Origin of the sequence: Microbulbifer sp. GL-2 (assembly GCF_007183175.1) — a bacterium.
GTDB lineage: Bacteria > Pseudomonadota > Gammaproteobacteria > Pseudomonadales > Cellvibrionaceae > Microbulbifer.
On sequence record NZ_AP019807.1, the window covers coordinates 2,774,108 to 2,794,296 of the forward strand.

Sequence of the window (20,189 nt, forward strand, 5' to 3'; positions counted from 1 at the left end):
ACGCTTGCGAATGAATTTGCTCGCCTTTTGAACACTTTGTTTGCAAATTAGTTCATGTTTGCCCAAGTGTCGGGCGGGTGTGTTGGAGTGGCGATGCTTCAGGTACAATTGCGCCTCTCAAATTTCCGGGGCCTTGTGCGATATTTCTTTCGCGCAATTTCTCTCATTCAGACAAGAGGCAATCTCCCGCAATGCTAGTTCTGCGTGGTGCTCCCGCACTGTCGAAATTCCGCCATAAAAAACTGCTCAACCAACTGCGCGCGCTGCAACCGACTATCGACGATCTCTATGCCGAGTTCGTACACTTTGCAGATAGCGACTCACTGGATAACAAGGAGATGGCGCTGCTTGAGCAGCTGCTCCAGTACGGCCCGACTGAAGAAAAGCATGAACCGAAAGGCGAATTGATCCTGGTGGCGCCGCGCCCAGGCACAATTTCCCCCTGGTCCTCCAAGGCCACGGATATTGCTCACAATACCGGTCTGGCAAAAATCCACCGCCTGGAGCGGGGAGTCGCCTATTACCTTACTGGCGTGGAATTAACTGAAGCTGAACGCCAGACCCTGGCTTCGGAGCTGCACGATCGCATGGTTGAGGTGGTGTTTAGCGACTTTGAGCAAGCTGAACAGCTGTTTGTAGAAGAGGCACCACGCCCGCTGCGTGGAGTGGATATCCTCGAAGGCGGTCGCGAGGCACTGGAAGTTGCCAATGTCACTCTTGGCCTGGCGTTGGCTGAAGACGAAATTGATTATCTGCTCACCAGTTTCCAGGAATTAGAGCGCAATCCCACCGATGTAGAACTGATGATGTTCGCCCAGGCGAACTCCGAGCACTGTCGCCACAAGATCTTCAATGCCACTTGGACTATCAACGGCGAAGAGATGCCGCACTCTCTGTTTGGCATGATCAAAAATACCTATCAGAAGGGTGGCGACAATGTACTGTCCGCCTACGCGGACAATGCTGCAGTTGTGGCGGGCAATGTGGCTGGACGCTTTTATCCAGACCCGGAGAGCAAGGAATACAGTTTCAGCAACGAAGCAATTCACTTGCTGATGAAGGTGGAAACCCATAACCACCCAACTGCGATTGCTCCTTTCTCTGGTGCCGGTACCGGTGCTGGTGGTGAAATTCGCGATGAAGGCGCGGTTGGTCGCGGCTCCAAGCCAAAAGTGGGGCTGACCGGCTTTACGGTTTCCAACCTGCAGATCCCCGGTTGGGAACAGCCGTGGGAATCCAATTACGGCAAGCCCGAGCGTATTGTTACTGCCCTGGATATTATGATCGAAGGGCCCATCGGTGGCGCCGCTTTTAACAACGAATTTGGCCGCCCGAATATCTGCGGATACTTCCGTACCTTTGAAGAGAACTTTGATGGCGAACGCCGCGGCTACCACAAGCCGATTATGCTCGCCGGTGGTTATGGCAACATCCGCGAAGAGCATGTGGATAAGCCTGAATTTTCCCCGGGCGCCAAGCTGGTAGCGCTGGGTGGTCCGGCGATGTTGATCGGTCTGGGTGGCGGTGCTGCTTCCAGTATGGCCAGCGGCTCCAGTTCTGAGGATCTGGATTTTGCCTCGGTGCAGCGCCAGAACCCGGAAATTGAGCGGCGCTGCCAGGAAGTGATCGACCAATGCTGGCAGTTGGGTGAGAAAAACCCTATTGCTTTTATCCACGATGTGGGGGCGGGTGGCTTATCCAACGCATTCCCTGAGCTGGTTAAAGACGGCGGCACCGGCGGCAACTTCGAGCTGCGCAATGTGCCCTGTGATGAACCCGGTATGAGCCCGCTGGAAATCTGGTGTAACGAATCCCAGGAGCGCTATGTACTGGCAGTAATGCCGGAAGACCTGGAACGCTTCGAACAAATCTGTGAGCGTGAGCGAGCGCCTTTCGCCGTTGTTGGTGAGGCCACTGAAGACAAACACCTGCTGCTGAACGACACCAAGTTTGAATCCAAGCCGGTGGATCTGCCAATGTCTGTTTTGTTCGGCAAGCCACCGCGCATGCACCGCGAGGCGCAAACACGTGAGGTTGAAAGCAAAGCATTTTCCACTGCGGATATCGATCTCAATGAAGCGGCTGAACGCGTACTGCGCCTGCCCACGGTGGCGAGCAAAAGCTTCCTGATCACCATTGGCGATCGCACTGTCACTGGTCAGGTATCCCGCGATCAGATGGTCGGCCCCTGGCAGGTACCGGTGGCAGACTGCGCTGTGACTACCGTTGCCTACGACAGCTACGCCGGTGAAGCCATGTCTATGGGTGAGCGCACCCCGGTGGCCCTGCTGGATGCACCGGCTTCCGGCCGCCTGGCGGTGGGTGAGGCAATCACCAATATTGCCTGTACCCCGGTGAAGCAACTCTCCGATATTAAACTCTCCGCCAACTGGATGTGTGCCGCAGGCCACCCGGGTGAAGAGGAAAAGCTCTATCGCACCGTCGAGGCGGTGGGTATGGAGCTGTGTCCTGAGTTGGGTATTACCATTCCAGTGGGCAAGGACTCCATGTCTATGCGCACAGCTTGGGAGGAGGACGGCGAGCAGAAGGCGATTACCGCACCATTGTCTCTGGTAATTTCCGCGTTTACTCCAGTCACTGATGTACGCAAAACGGTTACTCCGCAACTGCGTACCGATAAAGGCGAGAGCGAACTGCTGTTGATCGACCTGGGCGCCGGCAAAAACCGCTTGGGTGGCTCCTGTCTGGCGCAGGTCTACAATGAGCTGGGTGACAAACCAGCAGACCTGGATGACGCCAGGAAACTGAAAGGTTTCTTCGAGGTGGTACAGCAGGCTCTGAATGAAGACCTGATTATGGCTTACCACGACCGCGCCGACGGCGGTCTTTTCACGACCCTGGCGGAAATGGGCTTTGCCGGCCGCGTGGGTATGGATGTGGAAATCTACGAACTGGGTGAAGATCCAATTGCCGCACTGTTCAGTGAAGAGCTGGGTGCAGTGTTGCAGGTCCCCGCCTGTGAAGCGGATATGCTGGTACAGCGTTTTGCCGCTGTCGGTGTACCCACCCACAAGATCGGTTACCTGAACAACAACGAGCACTTGTGCATCACCAATAACGGCGTTGAAATCTTCAAGCGTTCCCGTGCCGAACTGCAGCATATCTGGTCGGAAACCAGCTTCCGCATCCAGTCCCTGCGCGATAATGCCGACTGTGCCGAGCAGGAATTTGCCGCGATTGCCCAGGAAGATCCGGGCCTGTCGGTCAATCTTACTTTCGATATCAACGACGATATCAGCGCGCCTTATATCGCCAAGGGCACTCGTCCGAAAGTCGCCGTATTGCGCGAGCAGGGTGTCAACAGCCAGGTGGAAATGGCGCACTCCTTCCACCGCGCCGGCTTTAATGCCGTCGACGTGCATATGAGCGATATCCTCTCCGGTCGAGTGGTCCTGGATGAATACAAGGGCCTGGTTGGCTGCGGTGGCTTCTCTTATGGTGATGTACTCGGTGCTGGAGAGGGGTGGGCCAAAACCATCCTGTTTAACGAGCGTGCCCGCGATCAGTTTGAAGGCTTCTTCAACCGCAAGGATACCTTCGGTCTGGGGGTGTGTAACGGTTGCCAGATGTTCTCTGTGATCAAGGAGTTGATCCCCGGAGCTGATCACTGGCCGCGCTTTGTGCGCAACCTGTCCGAGCAGTATGAAGCGCGCTTTGCCCTGGTGGGTGTTGAGGATTCCCCCTCTGTGCTATTCAGGGGAATGGCGGGTACTTACATGCCTGTAGCAGTTGCCCATGGTGAGGGGCGAGTGGAATTTGCCAACCAGCAGGCACTGGAGAATTGTGAAGCTTCAGGCACCATTGCTATGCGCTACCTGAATAACAAAGGTGAGATTTCCCAAACTTATCCTGCCAACCCCAACGGCTCGGTTAACGGTATTACCTCCCTGTGCTCTGAAGATGGTCGCGTAACCATCATGATGCCGCACCCGGAGCGCGTAGCGCGCGCTGTCAGCAACAGCTGGCACCCGGACGAATGGAAAGAGGACTCCGGCTGGATGCGCCTGTTCCGCAATGCACGGGTATTTGTCGATTAGATTGAAACTTTTGTTAGTGGCACTGTGGGGTTAATAGAGGCCCCGCAGTGTCCTGGCATTTATTTTGGCGGCAACTTTGTTGCTGTCAAAATTCTCACTTCAAATCCTGCTACATGTCCATGCAAATACCTCTGGCGTCTTTTCCTTCATTCAGGCGGACGATCTGATATTTCCTGCTACACTTAAACGATTATTCGAAATAACTTTTCTCGCTATGGTGCAGTCATCTGTATCGATTATTGAATACTTGCTTGCTTCCACTGTGTCCTTACTACATGGAATAGCGCTTACCATTTCCCCCCACTTGATCTTTCGCTCGTCGATTTTCCACCGGCGCGGATCACAGCAGTATCCCAAATACACTTTCCCACCTGGCAAAAGCGATAAAGGAGATTGTCATGGCGTACAACGAAACCTTGGCAGAAAAGGTACGCAACCTGTTACAGGAAAATCAGGGCCTTACAGAAAAGCAGATGTTTGGTGGCTTGGCATTTATGCTAAATGGCAACATGGCCTGTGGAGTTGTCGGCGAAGAGCTAATGGTTCGTGTCGGTCCAGATAATTATCAGGATGCTCTGTCAGAGCGCTATACACGGCCGATGGATTATACCGGGCGGCCTTTAAAAGGTATGGTGTATGTCGAAGAGGATGCTGTCGCTGCGGATCTTGATCAGTGGGTAAATCGGGGTGCAGAGTTTGCATGTTCACTGCCCCCTAAGTGAGCCAGGCCGCTGTGCTGAATATCATCTTGTCGAATTGGCAACTGTATTTGCTGCAGGTGAGAGATAGGCGCGTTTTTTCTTGCCTGGCAGCATAACTTTACTCTCAAGAAACCTTGTGCGGCCTACACTCAGCGCCGGGTAGCCTGAAAAGTAGAACCACTGAAAACCACTGTGAGTGCAAAACTCGGCATCTGGTAAGGGTAGCGAATATGTACTTCATTGAGTTAAACAATGGTGTTGAAATTCCTCAGCTGGGTATGGGAATGGCTGCTATTGGTAGCTGGCAGCAGGATGATGAATATGTATCCGAGATCATTCTGAAGGCTATAGCCGTTGGCTACCGGTTGTTTGATGGCGCCTCTGTATATGGGAATGAGCGTGCCCTTGGCCGCGCTATCAAGGAGTCGGGCCTGCCCCGGGAAGAGTTTTTTATTTCCAGCAAAGTCTGGGATACGGAGCAGGGGAGGAGCAAGACCCATGATGCATTCGCGCGCAGTCTGGAGCGATTGCAACTGGAATACCTCGATCTTTACATGATTCACTGGCCGGTACCGGCCCTTACCCGGGAAACCTGGGAGGCAATGGAGGCACTTTACCAGCAGAAAAAAGTGCGTGCCCTGGGGTTATCTAACTTCCGTAAATCGGATATTGAACAAATAGCCAGTTTTTCTGAGGTTCGACCAGTTTGCAATCAAATTGAGTTGCACCCCTATTTTACCCAGCAGCCGTTAGTGGACTATTGCCAGTTCCATAAACTTGCAGTCAGTTGTTGGGCCCCTTTGGGTTCTGGTTCCACCTGGAGTGGGGTAGCTGTTAAGGAGAAACCAATCGTGGATCCAGTAATTCTGGAGGTTGCGGAAAGATATTCTGCAACGCCGGCTCAGGTTATCCTGAAGTGGAATATTCAACAGCATCGAATTGTTGTGCCAAAGTCGGAGAAACTGGAAAATATGAGCACAAATTTTTCACTGAGTGAGTTTAACCTCAGTAATAAGGATATTCAGGTGATTAACGGCCTGAACTGTAACAAACGCTTGGGCGGTGACCCCGATTATGTGCATAAAAATAATTTGACAGTGAAAGTGCCTGATTAGAAATTGCTAGTGTGAAGAGATATTTTGCAGAATCGTTAGGTTAAATACTGAGCACTTTGATTTTTAGTCGGGCTGTTTGGGAGCAATTTTTCTCAGGAGTTCATAGCTTGCGATGGCGCAGGCCGAGGTGACGTTCATTGAGGAGTTTACCCCTTGCATAGCAATGTGCACGATGGAGTCCGCGATCTCGAGCAAATCTCCGGCAACCCCGTCCTTTTCTGAGCCCAGAACCAGGCAAACCTTGTCATCCATAACGACTGGGGCCTGGTTTAGTTCAATACTTCCTGAAGTAATTTCCAGGCAGATAATCTTGTAACCCTTTTCCCGTAATTGCTGCGCAACTTGTACGGCGTCACTCACATATTGATAAGGAACACGTTGCTCGGTTGACCTGGAAACTTTACGGATTTTTGAGTTTGGCGGTAATAGGCTTTTTCCGGCCAGATAAATCATTTCCACGCCCAGGGCGTCTGCGATACGGAAGAGCCCGCCTACATTGCTTGGAGTGCGGATATCCGTGGCCAGATAACACAGAGGAAAATGATGTTTGCCAGGGGTGTGATCACTGTGTTCTTTCTGCATGATTAACGTTGGTGAAATCGTTGTTAAATTCCTAAGGGACTTTAGGGGGTTTCTATTGTTGATGCCTTTGAGTGTATTTTATCCTGTTCCAGCGCAGCTTTCTGCAAGTTGCGCATCCGTTCTACCAGGGACGGCTCACGACTGGCTTTCTGGTTTTGTATCTGCATGGCTTGGCGGTAAACCTTGTCTGAAACAATAAATTCTTCGGCTCTTTGGTTAATCTCGCTATAGCGGGTATTCAATTCTGAGACTTTGTTGGAAAGGTGTTCGAGGTCGAGGATACGATCAAAATAGAGTGCGATGAGACGTTCACACTCCCTGGCAATGGCCAGGTACTCATTACCTACCTGGCGATGGCCTTCGTAGTTCTTTTTGAAGTTGAAAAAGGTCTGGACACCCCCAAGCAGGGCTGCAACCAGGGCCAGGGCGGCACCGCTCCATTTAGTCCAGTCTGGCAGCTCGGCATTGATCAGTGAAAAGAACAGAGAACCGAGAAAGAGGTTAACCACCACTATCGGTACCCCGCAGAGTACATGCAGGTTACGGCCCTTCATGGAGGCGCGGAAGTGGCTATGCTTGCACAGGTGCGCGTTCCAGCGCAGTTTGTCCAGTACCTCAACTGTATTGGGTATAGCGCTCATGAATCCCTTCCGCCTCTTTTAATACTATTTTTTTGAGGGCGATAGTTTGCCGGATAAAAATGAGATGTACAGGGCGGGAGAAGAGAGAGTAGTTTCAGGCTGTCTGTTTTCTGGGCAGGTTTGTTGCGGGACTTTGCTTAAACAGTAAGTGAGTACCTGCAATACAAGGCCCCGGTTCTCAGGTGAGAGATCAGAAACTATAGGTTACGCCCACCGAGGAGAGGTTGGCGGTATCATCCTGAATCTCGTAGATGGTGTGCTCCAAGCTAAAACCCCAGTCGCCAGTGGTCCAATTTACCTCAGCGCCGTAGTAGGGGTTACTGCCACTGTTTTTGGAGCTGCCCCAGTCGTAAGAGCTGTTATAAGGTTCCACACTGACAAGTTCTCGATCTTCGGTATACCAGCTGCGTGTGCCGGAATACTCACTTCTACTCCTGATGTCTACACACCACTGGTGAACGCCGAGACGAATGCCTGCATTCAGGTTTTGTTGGATTTGTGTAGAAAATGCTAAGCCCAGGCTATAGGACTTGAGTTTGCTTTCACTTGTACCCTTGTAATCGTAGTTTTCAACAACTATCTCATCATAGTCGTAGTATATTTCGCTGTCGCGAACAGTGAATTCATAGTCTCTGCTGATATTTCCCAAATTGGCCCTGCCACCCTCAATAGCAATATAGTCATTAATCCGGTAGCCAAAAGTGAGTGCGTAGCCAGTGGAGTTCAGATCTTCCTTCACTGCAAAGGAGTCTTCGGAATCAAACTGCATATAGCCGAGTGAAGCTTTTAGGTAGAAAGACTTGTCTTCGGCGTAAACGCCGGTACTGGACAGTGCTATAAGGATAGCGAGAGCGGTGAATTTCAAAGAGTACCTCTAGGAACAGATGCCCAGGATTATATACCGCTCCCCACCACAGAATGGCGGGGTGTAATGGCGGGGTGTATAGAATTTGGGCGGGTAAAGAAAATTATAAATATACTGAATTGTCATTATTGTACACTTGTACCCCTACTCCTAAAAGCGTTCTTCCTCTAGCTTACATGCCTTATGGACCTCTCCCTGTAAGTGAGTATTTGCTCTTTTGATGACAGGGGTGCGTTGTATTGAGTGAAATATAAGCATCGAAGGCCCGCTCTCCTCGGAGTTCACTCGCTTATGGAATTTCTTTCTCAAAGTACTGCGCAGGCTGATAACTTTCTTGTATTTTGTGTGCTGACTTGGCAGAGAATGGATGTTGATTCCCTCTGCCTGGGTTCGGTAGTAATAAACCAATAACAAAATTAACCCTTGAGCATTTGGGGGCAGGTATGTCGATTGCGCGGCAGCGCTTTATTATTTTAGGGCCACTACTAGCAGTGGCTTTTTATCTTTTTTTATCAATGATGGGAATGCAGTATCTGCCTGCGGTTACCGCGGCAATTACCTTGCTGACAGTGATCTGGTGGATTACTGAGGCCCTGCCCATACCCGCCACTTCATTGGTGCCTTTTGTACTCCTGCCGCTGTTTGGAGTCGCCGACCACAAAATGGTAGCGGCCTCTTTGGGCAGTCATGTGATATTGCTCCTAATGGGTGCTTTTATACTGTCGAAAGCCCTCGAAAAAAGTGGTGCTCATGAGCGGTTGGCCTTATATATGCTGCGTCTATTTGGGGTTTCCAGTGGCAGGCGCCTGGTTTTGGGTTTTATGTTGGCCGCCGGATTTCTCAGTATGTGGATTTCCAACACTGCCACAACACTGATGATGCTGCCTATCGCCCTGGCAATTCTCTCCCGAATCCAGAATGAGCGACTCACGATTGCCTTGATCCTGGGAATTGCCTATGCGGCCAGCCTTGGTGGGGTTGGCACGCCCTTGGGAACTCCTCCCAATGTGATTTTTATGGGTATTTATGAAGAGGTGACAGGCAGGGAGTTTAGTTTCCTGGGGTGGATGAAAGTAGGGGTTCCAGTGGCACTGGTAACGCTGCCGATTATGGCGTTGTGGTTAACCCGGAATGTGCACCTGAAAAATAGGATCGAACCTCCGGTAATTGGGGAGTGGCGTGCTGAGGAAAAGCGTACTTTGATGGTTTTCGGAGTGGCGATTTTTTTCTGGGTGACCCGCAATGCTCCATTTGGTGGTTGGAGTGACTGGCTGGGAATTGGCGCAGCTGGTGATAGTACGGTTGCTCTCGCCGCAGTGGTCGCCATGTTTATGGTGCCGAATGGCAAGGGTGGTCGTCTGTTGGATTGGCAGACGGCAGAGACAATTCCGTGGGGAATGCTGTTGCTTTTCGCCGGTGGTATTGCCCTGGCCAAGGGTTTTACCGCCTCGGGTTTGAGTGACATGCTCGGAAACGGGCTTTCATTCCTGACAGCCATGCCCCTGTGGTTGATGTTGGTTATTTTATGCCTGGGAGTTACTTTCCTAACGGAGATTACCAGTAATACAGCCACGGCAACCCTGCTGATGCCCATTCTCGCTGTTGCCGCTACCTCTGCAGGATTCGATCCCATGGTACTGATGATCCCCGCAGCCATGAGCGCCAGCTGCGCTTTTATGTTGCCGGTTGCCACAGCACCGAACGCTATCGCTTACGGTACGGGTAAAGTACGCATGCAGGATATGGTGAGGGAGGGTGCGGTACTGAGTGTGACGGCATCACTGATTATTGCAGGGATGTGCTGGTTGATATTGGCATAGGTCGGCAGGGGGCAAACTGGGAAGGCTGGAAGGAAGCTCCAGCTCTTCCACGGCGGCTAAAACTGGGACCCGGCGCTTAGCTGGGGAGTTCATTTCCAGGGGGTAGGGGTTAACCATACTTGATAGAAAGAAAGCCCAGAATGGAAGTATGGTATTGGTGATATATTTTTATAAGAAAACAGAACTATAGAGGAATTGAAATCAATGAAAACCACCACCGCAACATTGGTACTTGCCCTGGGCCTTGTGGCTTGTGGCAAACCTGGTGATGAGGCAGCCAAAACTGATCAGGAGGTGTCAGCATTTACAGAGCTGCCATCGGCTCCCATCGCCAAAAAAGTACCGCACAAGATGTCTATCCATGGTCATGAGCGGGTCGATAACTATTATTGGATGCGCGATGATGAGCGAAAAGCGCCTGAGGTTATCGCTCACCTCGAGGCAGAAAATGCCTACACTGATTCTGTCATGAAGCACACTAAGAAGTTACAGGAGACGCTGTTTCAGGAAATGACTGGACGGCTGGAGAAAGACAAGTCTACTGTGCCGGTGTTTCACAATGGCTATTGGTATTACACCCGTTACCTGCCTGAAAAAGAATATGCTATCCACGCACGCCGCAAAGGTAACCTGGATGCTGCAGAAGAAGTAATGCTGGATGTTAACGAACTCGCAGAAGGCTCCGGTTACTTCAGTGTTGGGCGCCTGGCAGTTTCCCCCAGTAACCAACTACTGGCCTACCCCGAAGATAATATCGGGCGCCGTGTTTACACTATTCGCTTCAAGGATTTAAAAACCGGGGAATTGTTGCCGGACAAGTTGGAGAATGCCTCTCCTGTAGCTGTCTGGGCTAATGATAACCAGACCGTCTTCTATATTAATAAAGACCGCCAGACTCTGCTCGGCTATCAGGTGATGCGCCACAAGTTGGGAACGCCACAAAGTGAGGATGTTGTTGTTTATGAGGAGCGTGATAAGGCGTTTTATACCTGGATTTCAAAGTCCAGGGACGGGGAGTTAATTAATATTCATCACAGTTCCACTACAACTAGCGGCCAGTCCATACTCAGTGCTGATTCACCTCTGGGGGAGTTCTCTGCTCTGTATCCACGGGAAGAAAACCATGAATACTCGGCCCTGAAGCTTGGGAATGAATTTTATATCCTGACCAACTGGCAGGCAGAAAACTTCCGCCTGATGAAAGTTGCTATGGAGGATGCCTCAGATAAATCCAAGTGGTTCGAAGTTATCCCCCATGATAATGCGATACTGCTCGAGGAATTTACTCTATTTGACCGGCATCTTACAGTTATAGAGCGCAAAGCGGGACAAACGGGTTTACGTATTATCAATCTGAAAGATAACAAAGACTTGAAGGTTGGTTTTAATGATCCTGTTTATCAGTTGAGCTTGAGTACCAACCCCAGTCCGGACTCAGATCGCGTGCGAGTTTCTTACTCGAGCTTGACCACCCCGCGCAGTATCTATGAAGCAGAATTGAGCAGTGGAGAACTGGATTTACTTAAGCAGGATAAAATTCCAGGTGGCTTTGACCCTGAACACTATCAAAGCGAAGGTATACTGATTACTACTCGGGATGGTGCAAAAGTGCCGGTATCCCTGGTTTACCGCAAAGATCAATTCAGGAAAGATGGTTCCAATCCGCTACTGCAATACGCTTATGGTTCTTACGGCAGTACCGTTGACCCCTGGTTTCGCTCTTCTGTAATTTCTCTTCTTGATCGTGGCTTTGTATTTGCGATTGCCCATATCCGCGGTGGCCAGAAATTGGGAAGAGCCTGGTATGAAGATGGAAAAATGTTCAACAAGAAGAACACTTTTACCGACTTTATCGACGTAACCAAAGGGCTTACCAAATTAAAGTATGGCGCTCCCGATAAAATATTTGCATCCGGCGGCAGTGCTGGTGGTTTGCTGATGGGAGCTGTAGTGAATATGGCTCCAGAACTCTATCGGGGTGTCACTGCGGCCGTGCCGTTTGTCGATGTTGTCACCACAATGCTGGATGAGTCTATTCCCCTGACGGTCAATGAATATGATGAATGGGGAAACCCCAATAGTAAGGACAGTTATGAATATATGCTGTCCTATTCCCCCTACGACCAGATCAAGGCTCAGGACTACCCCAATATGCTTGTGACTACCGGGCTACATGATTCCCAAGTGCAATATTTTGAGCCTATGAAATGGGTGGCCAAGTTACGCGAGCTAAAAACGGATAAAAACCAGCTTTTATTTAATGTAAATATGGAGGCTGGGCATGGTGGTTCGTCCGGCCGCTTCCGCCGTTACCATGAAACTGCCCTGCAATATGCATTTTACCTCGACCTTATTGGGCAAAGTACGATTGCTACGGCTGAAGAGTAACCAGAGTTTTATTTAGAAAGTTTTCCCACTTTACAGAAATGGTGGAAATAAAAATCTATGGTAAAAACATGGGAGGCAAGTTTCTTATTGGGGTTGCCTCCCTTCTATTGGGGTTTTTATATTCCAAAGCGTGGAGATGATCTACCTATTTGCGGTAGTCGAGTGGTGGTTTACGATCGCCGAGCAGGGGGGTGTACTCAAAATTTTCTCCTTGCTTCTGGTTGAACTCATGTTTGGCCTGCTCCACCAGCTCTGGGTTTTTCAGTAATTGGATACCGGCGAGTGTCAGGGTCTCTGTGGCCAGTAGCATTCCTTTGTGGCCGATACTTGTTCCTCCTGCTGCAACTGCTTGCCAGGTATGAGCAGAGGTACCGGGTACCCAGGTTGCAGCAGTAAAGCCACCAGTAGGTACATTCCAGCTTACGTCGCCCACATCTGTAGAACCGGGGAAGGGCGCTTCACTGGGGTCATAATCGAGGATATTCTCCTGATCCCCGATCTGTCGACCAGGGCGATGCGCCAGTCCTTTCAGGCTCTCGGCAAACTTCAACTCATCTGCCGAGTACTGAATGCCACCAAATTGACGCATACTTGCATCGAGAAGCCGATTCAGAGTTTGGTTTGGCAAGAGGCTATGGTTACCATGAATGACCTCCCACTCCACTTTGGTACCTGTTCCTTGAGCGGCAGCGCGAGCTATCTCTTCCACACGTGACCAAACCGGCGCTAGATCTGCAGCGCTGCGGTCGCGGACATAGTAAAAAACCTCAGCATCAGCGGGAACGACATTGGGAGCCATACCGCCATTGGTAATTACATAGTGAATACGGGTGCTATCGGGCACATGTTCACGTAACATATTGACCATAAAGTTCATAGCCTCAACACCGTCCAAGGCAGAACGGCCTCGCTCAGGTGCGGCGGCTGCGTGGCTCGCAATACCCTTAAAACGAAATTTTGCGGACTTGTTTGCCAGACTTGACTGTGGGTGAGCTTCATTCTGATCGCCCGGATGCCACTGTAAAACGACATCTGTATCCTTAAATGCGTTAGCTCTTACCATGTAGACCTTGCCGGAGCCACCTTCCTCTGCTGGTGTACCGTATAGGCGAATCGCGCCGTCGGTACCGGTTTCCTGTAACCAACGGCTTAACATTATGGCCGCAGCTGTAGAGCCAGCGCCAAACAGATGGTGCCCGCAGGCGTGCCCGGCAGCCTGATCTTCAATAGGGCTGTGGTGGGGCACCGCCTTTTGGGAAACTCCAGGGAGAGCATCCATTTCTGCCAGCAGACCAATTACCGGCCCTCCCCGTCCCTGCTGGTAGGTGGCGACAAAAGCCGTAGGTATACCGGCAATGCCCTTTTCAATCCTGAATCCTGCGGTTTTCAGCTGGGCCTGAATTGCCGAGCTGCTACGGGTCTCCTGATACCCCATCTCGGCCCAACTCCATAAGTCATCGGCAAGCTTGATAGCCTGGGCCCCTATCTGTTCAGATTGACGGCTTACCCAATTTGCGTCCTCTGGCAATGATTTGGTTTGAGTAGCGTTTGCGCTGGCAACTGAGGCAGCCAGAATAAGGGCGGCGAGTGTGCTTCGGGCCATAATGAACTCCTGCTGTTGTAAAGTAGACTGTAGAATAGGCTGATGATCACAAGGTAACAGCTTGAAGATAATTTTGCTTCGTTTTCATTTTTCTGCGGAGCAGAAATTCATTTTGATCTTAAAGGGAAGGGAATGAATATTTTATTGATATTGCATAGCCCATTACTGGCCTGTCTGCCTGCTGGTTGATATAAGCCGGGGTGGATTTCTTGGGGTATTTTGCATGCGTAACTTTTTAGAGATAGAAGCTCCTGTAATCGATCGATTTGGGGGGGAGGATGGCCTCGAAGCGAAGCTGACCAAACCCAAAGCTCCAGAGCGAGTTCAGTCTATTTCCAATAGCCAGTGGCTGTCTGCTGCTTCCAGAGCGGTATTCCAGGCTGGCTTTAGCTGGAAAGTGGTGGAAAAAAAATGGTCGGGTATTGAGAAGATATTTTATGGCTTTGACCTTTCCTTCTGTAGATATTTGTCAGAAGAAGCACTCGATGATCTGATGCGCCAGGAAGGGATGATCAAACATTGGACGAAAACACGCTCTATTCAAAGAAATGCGGACTTCTTTTGGTATTTATCTAATGAGTACGGCAATCTGGGAAACTATTTTTCCGGTTGGAATACATCCAACTATGTAGAAAACCTTAAGTATCTGCGCAAGGGAGGAGACAGGCTGGGAGGGAAAACGGCCCAGGTATTTCTGCGCCGTATGGGGGTGGATACGCTGATTTTTGCCAGCGATACTATCAGAGCGCTTGTCAGGGAGGGAGTGGTGGATAAGTCTCCCTCATCAAAAAAGGACTGGGCTGCATTACAAAATGCAATTGAAACTTGGCAGGCACAGTCTAATCGCAGTTTAAATGAAATCAGCCAAATACTGTCACTATCAGTGGGTTAAATTCTCTAGAAGATTGTCGTAGAGGGATCTATAAATCAAAGATTGTTCAGGTCATGACGAGTATAATTGCTTTCTTTCCTACATGTCTTACAACATTCGAATTCAGAAAATGCTCAGTTTCCTTCGATTGAGCATTAAGGTCTTTATTTCGGCTATGCCTTGGACTCTTCTTCTCTGACCCGAATCGGTATTGCCAAGGTCAATGGTGATAGCAGTATTAATGGGCAGGGGTTTAAATTGCATGTAGAGGATAACGATTGCCAGGTCAGCGACCCACAATGAGTTGACTTGCAAAATGGCCATTACCTATTTGGTTATGCGAAGTTTCAATGTATTTCTGATAATCTGAAATTTGATTGGATCAATAGCCCAAATTCACTACGTTCATTGGTTTCTAAAGCTTACTTTAATATTCTAGAAGGATCTATTTAGCTACCCAGTCACGGTTGGGGCGGACTCGATGAACCGATGTATTTAGGTGATGAAAAGTGGCCTGGAGTTACATCAAAAATCCAGTATTTGAAAATTATGTTGGTGGCCAACAGAACAAATGGCAAGCGATGGTTTACCACTCAAAGAGTGGCGACTAAGCTGTACATTATTCAAGCTATTGGTAGGGGTTCTATCTATTTAGGTGAAGCCGAATAAAAAGGGGGATTTTCCCCCTTTTTTATTCGGTATTGATTATTCGAATGGTCTGAAATCCTGTGTCTAGTTTTTTGTGCGCAAGCCCTACTCATTTACATCAAGTTGAGTTGGTTGAAAATTGATCGCGCCAGCAGATTTATTTTGAGTAAATTTGATTGATCTTAATGTATTAGCATTTTTGACTATCGGGTCTACAAGCATGTCGCCCCCGGTTCCCCTTTGGCGCTTGAAGTCCTATTACCCCAATGCCATCCCCGGATAAGTTTGCCAATCCAAATAACAGCCCCAGCCAATAATAAAATAATTTCTGGAAGTGTGAAGTAGAGCTGGGAAAAATATAAGGACACAACAATGACTCTTTTCAAACGATTAGGTGCAAGTCTTTCTCTTGCACTTGTGGGCCTATTGGCTTCCACTTCCGCAGCTGCCGATAACTGCTATATCCTTGTGCACGGTCATGGTACCGAAGGACATATTAAGCAGCGCACCAATTCTCAAGGTCAGCTGGAGCAGCCGGCCCTGGATTACTGGAGTGAGGCTTTCTTTGATAAGTACAATAGCAGTAATTTTATCCAGCAGTTGCTTATGGATGGTGGTAATTACGGTGTGGTTGGATACAACTCTACTGATGAGGGCGAAATGCCATACTGGCACGATGGCACTGCTGGGGAAATTGCCAGGCAGATAATTGATATTCGCAGTGGTAAGGGTGATGGCTATCAGCATGATAATCAGTGTGAAGCTGATGATACCTTTTGGGTAATCTCGCATAGCCAGGGCGCGGCGCAGATGATGTACTTGGCGGGAAATGCAGTACCTGGCTCTCCTTATTACAATCGCGCTTACAACCAGTTTGATACCAATACTGTTAGTGAAAGTTCAAAGGTTTGTACTGGTAGATGGTTCTGGAAGAAATGTAAAACAGAGACAAAGACTTACAATGTAGCCGGGTTAGATGATCGTTATGCGGTCGATGTCGATTTTGATAAAGCGATTAATGGTATTGCTGCAATTTTCACCACAGGAGGAGCTATTACCGGCACAGAATTTGTGGACCGTCTGTGTAATGGCAGCTGGATCGAAAGCGTAGTCAATGACCTGTTTATAGGCCGTGAATGCTCTGCCGTACGCTACCTACAGACAAATGATGTTTATGCTGTACGCAATTATGTCGGCACAAACCTGGCCGCTCCGGTTTATACCATTGGTGGTTATGCAGGTTTCCCAGGTGTTGCAACTGCAAGCTCCATACTACTGGGTGGTGAAGACGACGGTTATATCAACCTTGCTTCCCAAATGAATTGCTCTGGCTCTGGCAAGCGCAACCTGTGGTCCAATCTGAAGGAGTACAAGACTTTCTTGGGAATTGCCTACGGTAGTGCCATCTTCTCTTGCGATAACAATCACAAGGGCACAGCGCGCTCTTACAACCTGGCAAGCCTCTATACTGATCACGATGCCCAGCGCAATGGCGGTATTCTTTCACCTGACTACGAGGGTATCCCCAATGGCCTGAATTGTGGTGTAGGTAAAAACAGTGCTGGTCGTATTGCAGCCTGTACCCAGTAAGCTATTGCTGAGGTGAAACTGTACCCTGAAGGGTACGGAGGGAAAGTTTATTCATTTCCCTAGAATACTCACAGGAAAAAGCCCACATTTAGATGTGGGCTTTTTTATTGAGGGAGATGTAAACTTCACTTTTTCATTCTGTTTGGGATGTTTGCTATGAATGTCCACACAGAATTCTGCACACTACCCTACGAGTAAACATTTTCTCACCAGTAACTTGGCTCATATTTTCTACTAGATAATTTTCCTGGCGGCTCTGTTGAGTGTGGCAAGTTCAGAAGCTAGCCAGCTCCTCGCGTAAGTCGTTTTCCAGTTCTTCGGTACCTGTAATCCATACACTTTTATCGGCTGCGGGGAATACACCGATTTCAATATCATCACTTTTCAATCCAGGAAGCCATTTTCTTAGGAATTGTGGCAAAGGGATGCTTTTTGGTGTGAGTCCAGTTTCACCCTCTGCGTAGGCTTTGGCAAGCTCGGAGTTAGGCCATACCGGTAAATACTCAAAACCGCCATCCTCATCGGTATGTATCTTTAGAAAGCAGTTCTGGCTATCGATTAATATCCAGACTTCCCTTTCTTCACCGATCACGCTAAGGAAATACTCGTAGCGGTCTTCGCAACTCAGTTTATTTACTTCGTTCAAGTCGGGATTACTCATAAATGACTTCATGTTTGCTGGTTAATAAGCAGGCGGATGTTTGAACGTCTGCTCAAGTTACGTGTGGTAACTGTGTTCTGGGTGATATAGCTGCTACACCGGGCAGTGCAGGGCATTATGCGTCAATGACGGATGTTGTCCAAACTATTTGAAATGAGGATGTGGAATCAGCGGTAAGGGAAATGAAGCACTTTAGAATTTAAATCTATGACTGCCGAGACGATTAAATCTGAGTGCTCTGCATATAAAACGGGCCTTAAAGCCCGTTTTCAATACTCCTCTTCTTGTTTAGGCGCTCACTTCACACAAGCGCTCGCAGATTTTTGGGTTGCTAGCTGTGATTGCCGCATGAATACGCTGTTGAATCAAAGTGTAATCCGAATCTTCAGGAGTCTTGGCGATATTGGCACGGATAATATTCAGATCTATATAGCCCATGTAGGCGGCAAGGGCTTTTTTATCCAGGAATAAAATAGCCTTCCCAGAAACTACCGCCACAGTTGCCTTTAGCATTGGCTCAGCGGGCGATAGCAATCGCTTTATGTTTAAATTCCGTAGAATAATTTCTTCTTTGCTTTGCCGCTGCCTACTTCGTCATCAACTGCTTTATTATGTGCCCTAAGTTATTAAGCCACTTCATAAGGTGCTGCCGTTTTAAAGCGCTATACACCCTTGAATGAGCACGGCTTTTCATACCTCATTTCGACAGCTTTTTGTTCACGATATTGGCCGAGTAGTGAGATTCCTATTCCGGCCATGATGATGATTCCTCCAACGGTTTGAGCAAAGTTGGGTATCTCTTGCAGGATAAGAAAAGCGAAAAAGGTACCGGCAACAGGAGTGAGGGCAGTCGAGATAGAGATATCAGCAGAGCTCGCCCCTCCTTGGAGCCCTTTAAACCAGGTGATCTGCCCAAAAACGATAATGATCGCTCCATATACAAGCATCCACACCCAGAGGAAAGGGGAAAGTAGATCGTTAAAGTGGTTGGGGCCAAATACAGAGAGGACAATGATCGTAAAGAGGATCACCCCTGCAAGCATACGGAAAACTGAAAAGACGCCAATAGGGATACGGTCGAGTAGTTTCCGGCTCACCTGAACCGCAATGACGCCTAAGAGTGTGGCTATAGCGGTTAAAATTTCTCCGGCTTTGGGGAGGGTTTGTAGGAACTGGTTCACTTCAGGATTTCCAACGTCGAGCATTTTCATGCTCATCGGCCTTTCCATCGGCGGTTGATTTAAGGCAAAAATAGCAATAACACCAATCGTTACAACTAGGGCCCCCACTATTGAGAACTTTGTAGGCACCTCCCGAAACATGACATAGGCTAACAAGAGTCCTAAGGGAGCATCTAGAGTTGAGATCAAAACGACATTGGTCACATCTGTGATCATTAGAGCAATAAAGAAAAAGGCGGGGGCAAGAACTCCAGACATCAAGACAAGCACAAACATGTAAAACCAGTCTTTGAAAGGGTACTGTTTTAAGATACTGAGGCGCCAATCTTTCCTGTAGATGATAAAAAGGGTGATACCCGCCAAGAGGTTTCCAGCGAACAAAAGGTTACAAAAAGATATGGGGTTGTTTCCATGAATGGGATGATGGGCTCCGAGCTCCCCAATTTTTGCTACGACTGAGTTGGAAGCAGCAAAAATAAGAATCGAAATCCATAGCCAAAACCGAGTGCTTTTTACGACGGGCTGATTTTCCATTTAGTATCCTTTGAGCGCTGCGGCAAACATGCTAGGGATGCACCTCGTTCTGTGCCGAGTACCTCTCTACTATCTGGTAGCTTGGGCAGGTCAGTCTGACCTGGGTTAGTTTAGACCAAGTCTAATACCATCGGTTGATGGAGGTTGAGGCAGATCCAGCATAGTCAGATATGGCTATATTAGCTGTTAAAAAGCTGCAGTAACCGGGAATGGGCCTGGATGGATAAAACAATTTTTACTGCCAGTGGGATGGCCAATATAGTGGATCTTTTTGGCGCTGGTGAATTTAGAAACTAATAGGCTCTTCGCGTAAGCCACTTTCCAGTTCCTCTGTGCCGGCAATCCATACAGTTGTGTCTGGTGTTGGAAACTATAGTGGCACTTATCTTCCCCCATATGTTCAGAGGCGCTACTCCTAGTAAGGGATTTCAGTGATACAGTAAGTCTGCCATTTTTCTCTTCTAACCGACCATCAAGCTTTTGCCCCAGCAGGCTGCGTGTAATAGGGGAGTCCATTGAGATTTGGCTAGCTTTTACATCAAACTCATCTTGGCCCACGATTCGATAGTTAACAGTTTCACCGCCCTCATCCTTGAGCGTAACCAAGGCCTCGAAGAGTACTTTTTTACCTTCTGGTACCCGGTCTACTGCGGGGAGTTTTTCAGGGCGTTTAGTGAGGAAGGAAGTTCCAGGGCATGAACTCGCTGGGCAGGTTGTGTTGAAACTGCTTGGTAATGCCTGTTGCATTGTTACAAGGACACAAGGACACAAGGACACAAGGACAGAGGCTGACAGGAGCTACACAGAGAGGAGGAGCCTTTTGCTTAGCGGGTGGTTGCTGGTTGAATGAAGTTTAGGCTGCAAGGCTTTGACTTTCAGTAGCAGTAGTGGGTTACGAGTTATTACAGTTTGAATGGCAACTATTCTCCAT

Annotated in this window: 16 protein-coding genes; 8 read left to right on the forward strand and 8 right to left on the reverse strand. The window is 48.9% G+C overall.

Annotation, left to right across the window (positions count from 1 at the left end; genetic code table 11):
* Nucleotides 1–191: 191 nt before the first annotated feature.
* The 3 genes from purL to GL2_RS12090 all read left to right on the forward strand — a co-directional run bounded on the left by purL (nucleotide 192) and on the right by GL2_RS12090 (nucleotide 5,874).
* Nucleotides 192–4,058: a phosphoribosylformylglycinamidine synthase gene (gene purL / locus GL2_RS12080; RefSeq protein ID WP_172621134.1), complete on the forward strand. Its 3,867-nt coding sequence runs from the start codon at nucleotides 192–194 to the stop codon at nucleotides 4,056–4,058.
* 398 nt (nucleotides 4,059–4,456) lie between these two features.
* Nucleotides 4,457–4,780, forward strand: coding sequence for a TfoX/Sxy family protein (locus GL2_RS12085; protein ID WP_143730891.1), 324 nt, complete (start codon nucleotides 4,457–4,459; stop codon nucleotides 4,778–4,780).
* A 209-nt stretch (nucleotides 4,781–4,989) separates the two neighbouring features.
* Nucleotides 4,990–5,874, forward strand: coding sequence for an aldo/keto reductase (locus tag GL2_RS12090; protein WP_143730892.1), 885 nt, complete (start codon nucleotides 4,990–4,992; stop codon nucleotides 5,872–5,874).
* Between the two features lie 63 nt (nucleotides 5,875–5,937).
* Here the strand turns inward: GL2_RS12090 and GL2_RS12095 are convergent, their stop codons facing one another.
* The 3 genes from GL2_RS12095 to GL2_RS12105 form a co-directional block, all read right to left on the reverse strand.
* The gene (locus tag GL2_RS12095; protein WP_143730893.1) at nucleotides 5,938–6,456 is read right to left on the reverse strand and encodes a TrmH family RNA methyltransferase; all 519 of its coding nucleotides are present in this window, start codon (nucleotides 6,454–6,456) and stop codon (nucleotides 5,938–5,940) included.
* Between the two features lie 41 nt (nucleotides 6,457–6,497).
* Nucleotides 6,498–7,097 (reverse strand): DUF4231 domain-containing protein, encoded by a 600-nt coding sequence (locus GL2_RS12100; protein ID WP_143730894.1) that lies wholly within the window; start codon nucleotides 7,095–7,097, stop codon nucleotides 6,498–6,500.
* A 190-nt stretch (nucleotides 7,098–7,287) separates the two neighbouring features.
* Nucleotides 7,288–7,962, reverse strand: coding sequence for an outer membrane beta-barrel protein (locus tag GL2_RS12105; RefSeq protein WP_143730895.1), 675 nt, complete (start codon nucleotides 7,960–7,962; stop codon nucleotides 7,288–7,290).
* Between the two features lie 443 nt (nucleotides 7,963–8,405).
* On the opposite strand from GL2_RS12105, the gene GL2_RS12110 reads away from it, so the two are divergent.
* Together GL2_RS12110 and GL2_RS12115 are read left to right on the forward strand one after the other, a co-directional pair.
* A complete protein-coding gene (locus tag GL2_RS12110) occupies nucleotides 8,406–9,782 on the forward strand; it encodes a DASS family sodium-coupled anion symporter (RefSeq protein ID WP_143730896.1) in 1,377 nt (458 codons plus the stop codon).
* Nucleotides 9,783–9,986: 204 nt separating this feature from the next.
* The gene (locus tag GL2_RS12115; protein WP_143730897.1) at nucleotides 9,987–12,170 is read left to right on the forward strand and encodes a S9 family peptidase; all 2,184 of its coding nucleotides are present in this window, start codon (nucleotides 9,987–9,989) and stop codon (nucleotides 12,168–12,170) included.
* 145 nt (nucleotides 12,171–12,315) lie between these two features.
* On the opposite strand, the gene GL2_RS12120 is transcribed toward GL2_RS12115, so the two are convergent.
* On the reverse strand, nucleotides 12,316–13,773 hold the full coding sequence (locus tag GL2_RS12120) for an amidohydrolase (RefSeq protein WP_143730898.1): 1,458 nt from the start codon (nucleotides 13,771–13,773) through the stop codon (nucleotides 12,316–12,318).
* A 223-nt stretch (nucleotides 13,774–13,996) separates the two neighbouring features.
* Here GL2_RS12120 and GL2_RS12125 point away from each other — a divergent pair, with 223 nt between their 5' ends.
* The 3 genes from GL2_RS12125 (at nucleotide 13,997) to GL2_RS12135 (ending at nucleotide 16,882) form a co-directional block, all read left to right on the forward strand.
* Nucleotides 13,997–14,665 (forward strand): DNA-3-methyladenine glycosylase I, encoded by a 669-nt coding sequence (locus GL2_RS12125; protein WP_143730899.1) that lies wholly within the window; start codon nucleotides 13,997–13,999, stop codon nucleotides 14,663–14,665.
* 159 nt (nucleotides 14,666–14,824) lie between these two features.
* A complete protein-coding gene (locus GL2_RS22145; RefSeq protein ID WP_255505652.1) occupies nucleotides 14,825–14,947 on the forward strand; it encodes a hypothetical protein in 123 nt (40 codons plus the stop codon).
* Nucleotides 14,948–15,664: 717 nt separating this feature from the next.
* Entirely contained in the window at nucleotides 15,665–16,882 is a 1,218-nt protein-coding gene (locus GL2_RS12135; RefSeq protein ID WP_143730900.1) for a hypothetical protein, read from the forward strand.
* A gap of 274 nt (nucleotides 16,883–17,156) precedes the next feature.
* On the opposite strand, the gene GL2_RS12140 is transcribed toward GL2_RS12135, so the two are convergent.
* From GL2_RS12140 to GL2_RS12155, 4 genes are all read right to left on the reverse strand, one after another.
* Nucleotides 17,157–17,543 (reverse strand): DUF2750 domain-containing protein, encoded by a 387-nt coding sequence (locus GL2_RS12140; RefSeq protein ID WP_143730901.1) that lies wholly within the window; start codon nucleotides 17,541–17,543, stop codon nucleotides 17,157–17,159.
* Between the two features lie 288 nt (nucleotides 17,544–17,831).
* Complete coding sequence (locus GL2_RS12145; RefSeq protein ID WP_143730902.1) at nucleotides 17,832–18,056, reverse strand: hypothetical protein; 225 nt, start codon at nucleotides 18,054–18,056, stop codon at nucleotides 17,832–17,834.
* Between the two features lie 149 nt (nucleotides 18,057–18,205).
* On the reverse strand, nucleotides 18,206–19,258 hold the full coding sequence (locus GL2_RS12150) for a DMT family transporter (RefSeq protein ID WP_143730903.1): 1,053 nt from the start codon (nucleotides 19,256–19,258) through the stop codon (nucleotides 18,206–18,208).
* A gap of 186 nt (nucleotides 19,259–19,444) precedes the next feature.
* Nucleotides 19,445–20,005 carry a GreA/GreB family elongation factor gene (locus GL2_RS12155; protein ID WP_143730904.1) on the reverse strand — a complete coding sequence of 187 codons (561 nt, stop codon included), beginning with the start codon at nucleotides 20,003–20,005 and terminating at the stop codon, nucleotides 19,445–19,447.
* Between the last annotated feature and the right edge of the window lie 184 nt (nucleotides 20,006–20,189).

What these genes read in the sequence shown, in the direction of transcription:
- GL2_RS12115 (WP_143730897.1), top strand. Translation starts at nt 9,987, where the DNA reads ATGAAAACCACCACCGCAACATTGGTACTTGCCCTGGGCCTTGTGGCT.
- GL2_RS12125 (WP_143730899.1), top strand. Translation starts at nt 13,997, where the DNA reads ATGCGTAACTTTTTAGAGATAGAAGCTCCTGTAATCGATCGATTTGGG.
- GL2_RS12110 (WP_143730896.1), top strand. Translation starts at nt 8,406, where the DNA reads ATGTCGATTGCGCGGCAGCGCTTTATTATTTTAGGGCCACTACTAGCA.
- GL2_RS12135 (WP_143730900.1), top strand. Translation starts at nt 15,665, where the DNA reads ATGACTCTTTTCAAACGATTAGGTGCAAGTCTTTCTCTTGCACTTGTG.
- GL2_RS12145 (WP_143730902.1), bottom strand. Translation starts at nt 18,056, where the DNA reads ATGCTAAAGGCAACTGTGGCGGTAGTTTCTGGGAAGGCTATTTTATTC.
- GL2_RS12085 (WP_143730891.1), top strand. Translation starts at nt 4,457, where the DNA reads ATGGCGTACAACGAAACCTTGGCAGAAAAGGTACGCAACCTGTTACAG.
- GL2_RS12155 (WP_143730904.1), bottom strand. Translation starts at nt 20,005, where the DNA reads ATGCAACAGGCATTACCAAGCAGTTTCAACACAACCTGCCCAGCGAGT.
- GL2_RS12095 (WP_143730893.1), bottom strand. Translation starts at nt 6,456, where the DNA reads ATGCAGAAAGAACACAGTGATCACACCCCTGGCAAACATCATTTTCCT.
- GL2_RS12100 (WP_143730894.1), bottom strand. Translation starts at nt 7,097, where the DNA reads ATGAGCGCTATACCCAATACAGTTGAGGTACTGGACAAACTGCGCTGG.
- purL (WP_172621134.1), top strand. Translation starts at nt 192, where the DNA reads ATGCTAGTTCTGCGTGGTGCTCCCGCACTGTCGAAATTCCGCCATAAA.
- GL2_RS12150 (WP_143730903.1), bottom strand. Translation starts at nt 19,258, where the DNA reads ATGGAAAATCAGCCCGTCGTAAAAAGCACTCGGTTTTGGCTATGGATT.
- GL2_RS12140 (WP_143730901.1), bottom strand. Translation starts at nt 17,543, where the DNA reads ATGAGTAATCCCGACTTGAACGAAGTAAATAAACTGAGTTGCGAAGAC.
- GL2_RS12120 (WP_143730898.1), bottom strand. Translation starts at nt 13,773, where the DNA reads ATGGCCCGAAGCACACTCGCCGCCCTTATTCTGGCTGCCTCAGTTGCC.
- GL2_RS12090 (WP_143730892.1), top strand. Translation starts at nt 4,990, where the DNA reads ATGTACTTCATTGAGTTAAACAATGGTGTTGAAATTCCTCAGCTGGGT.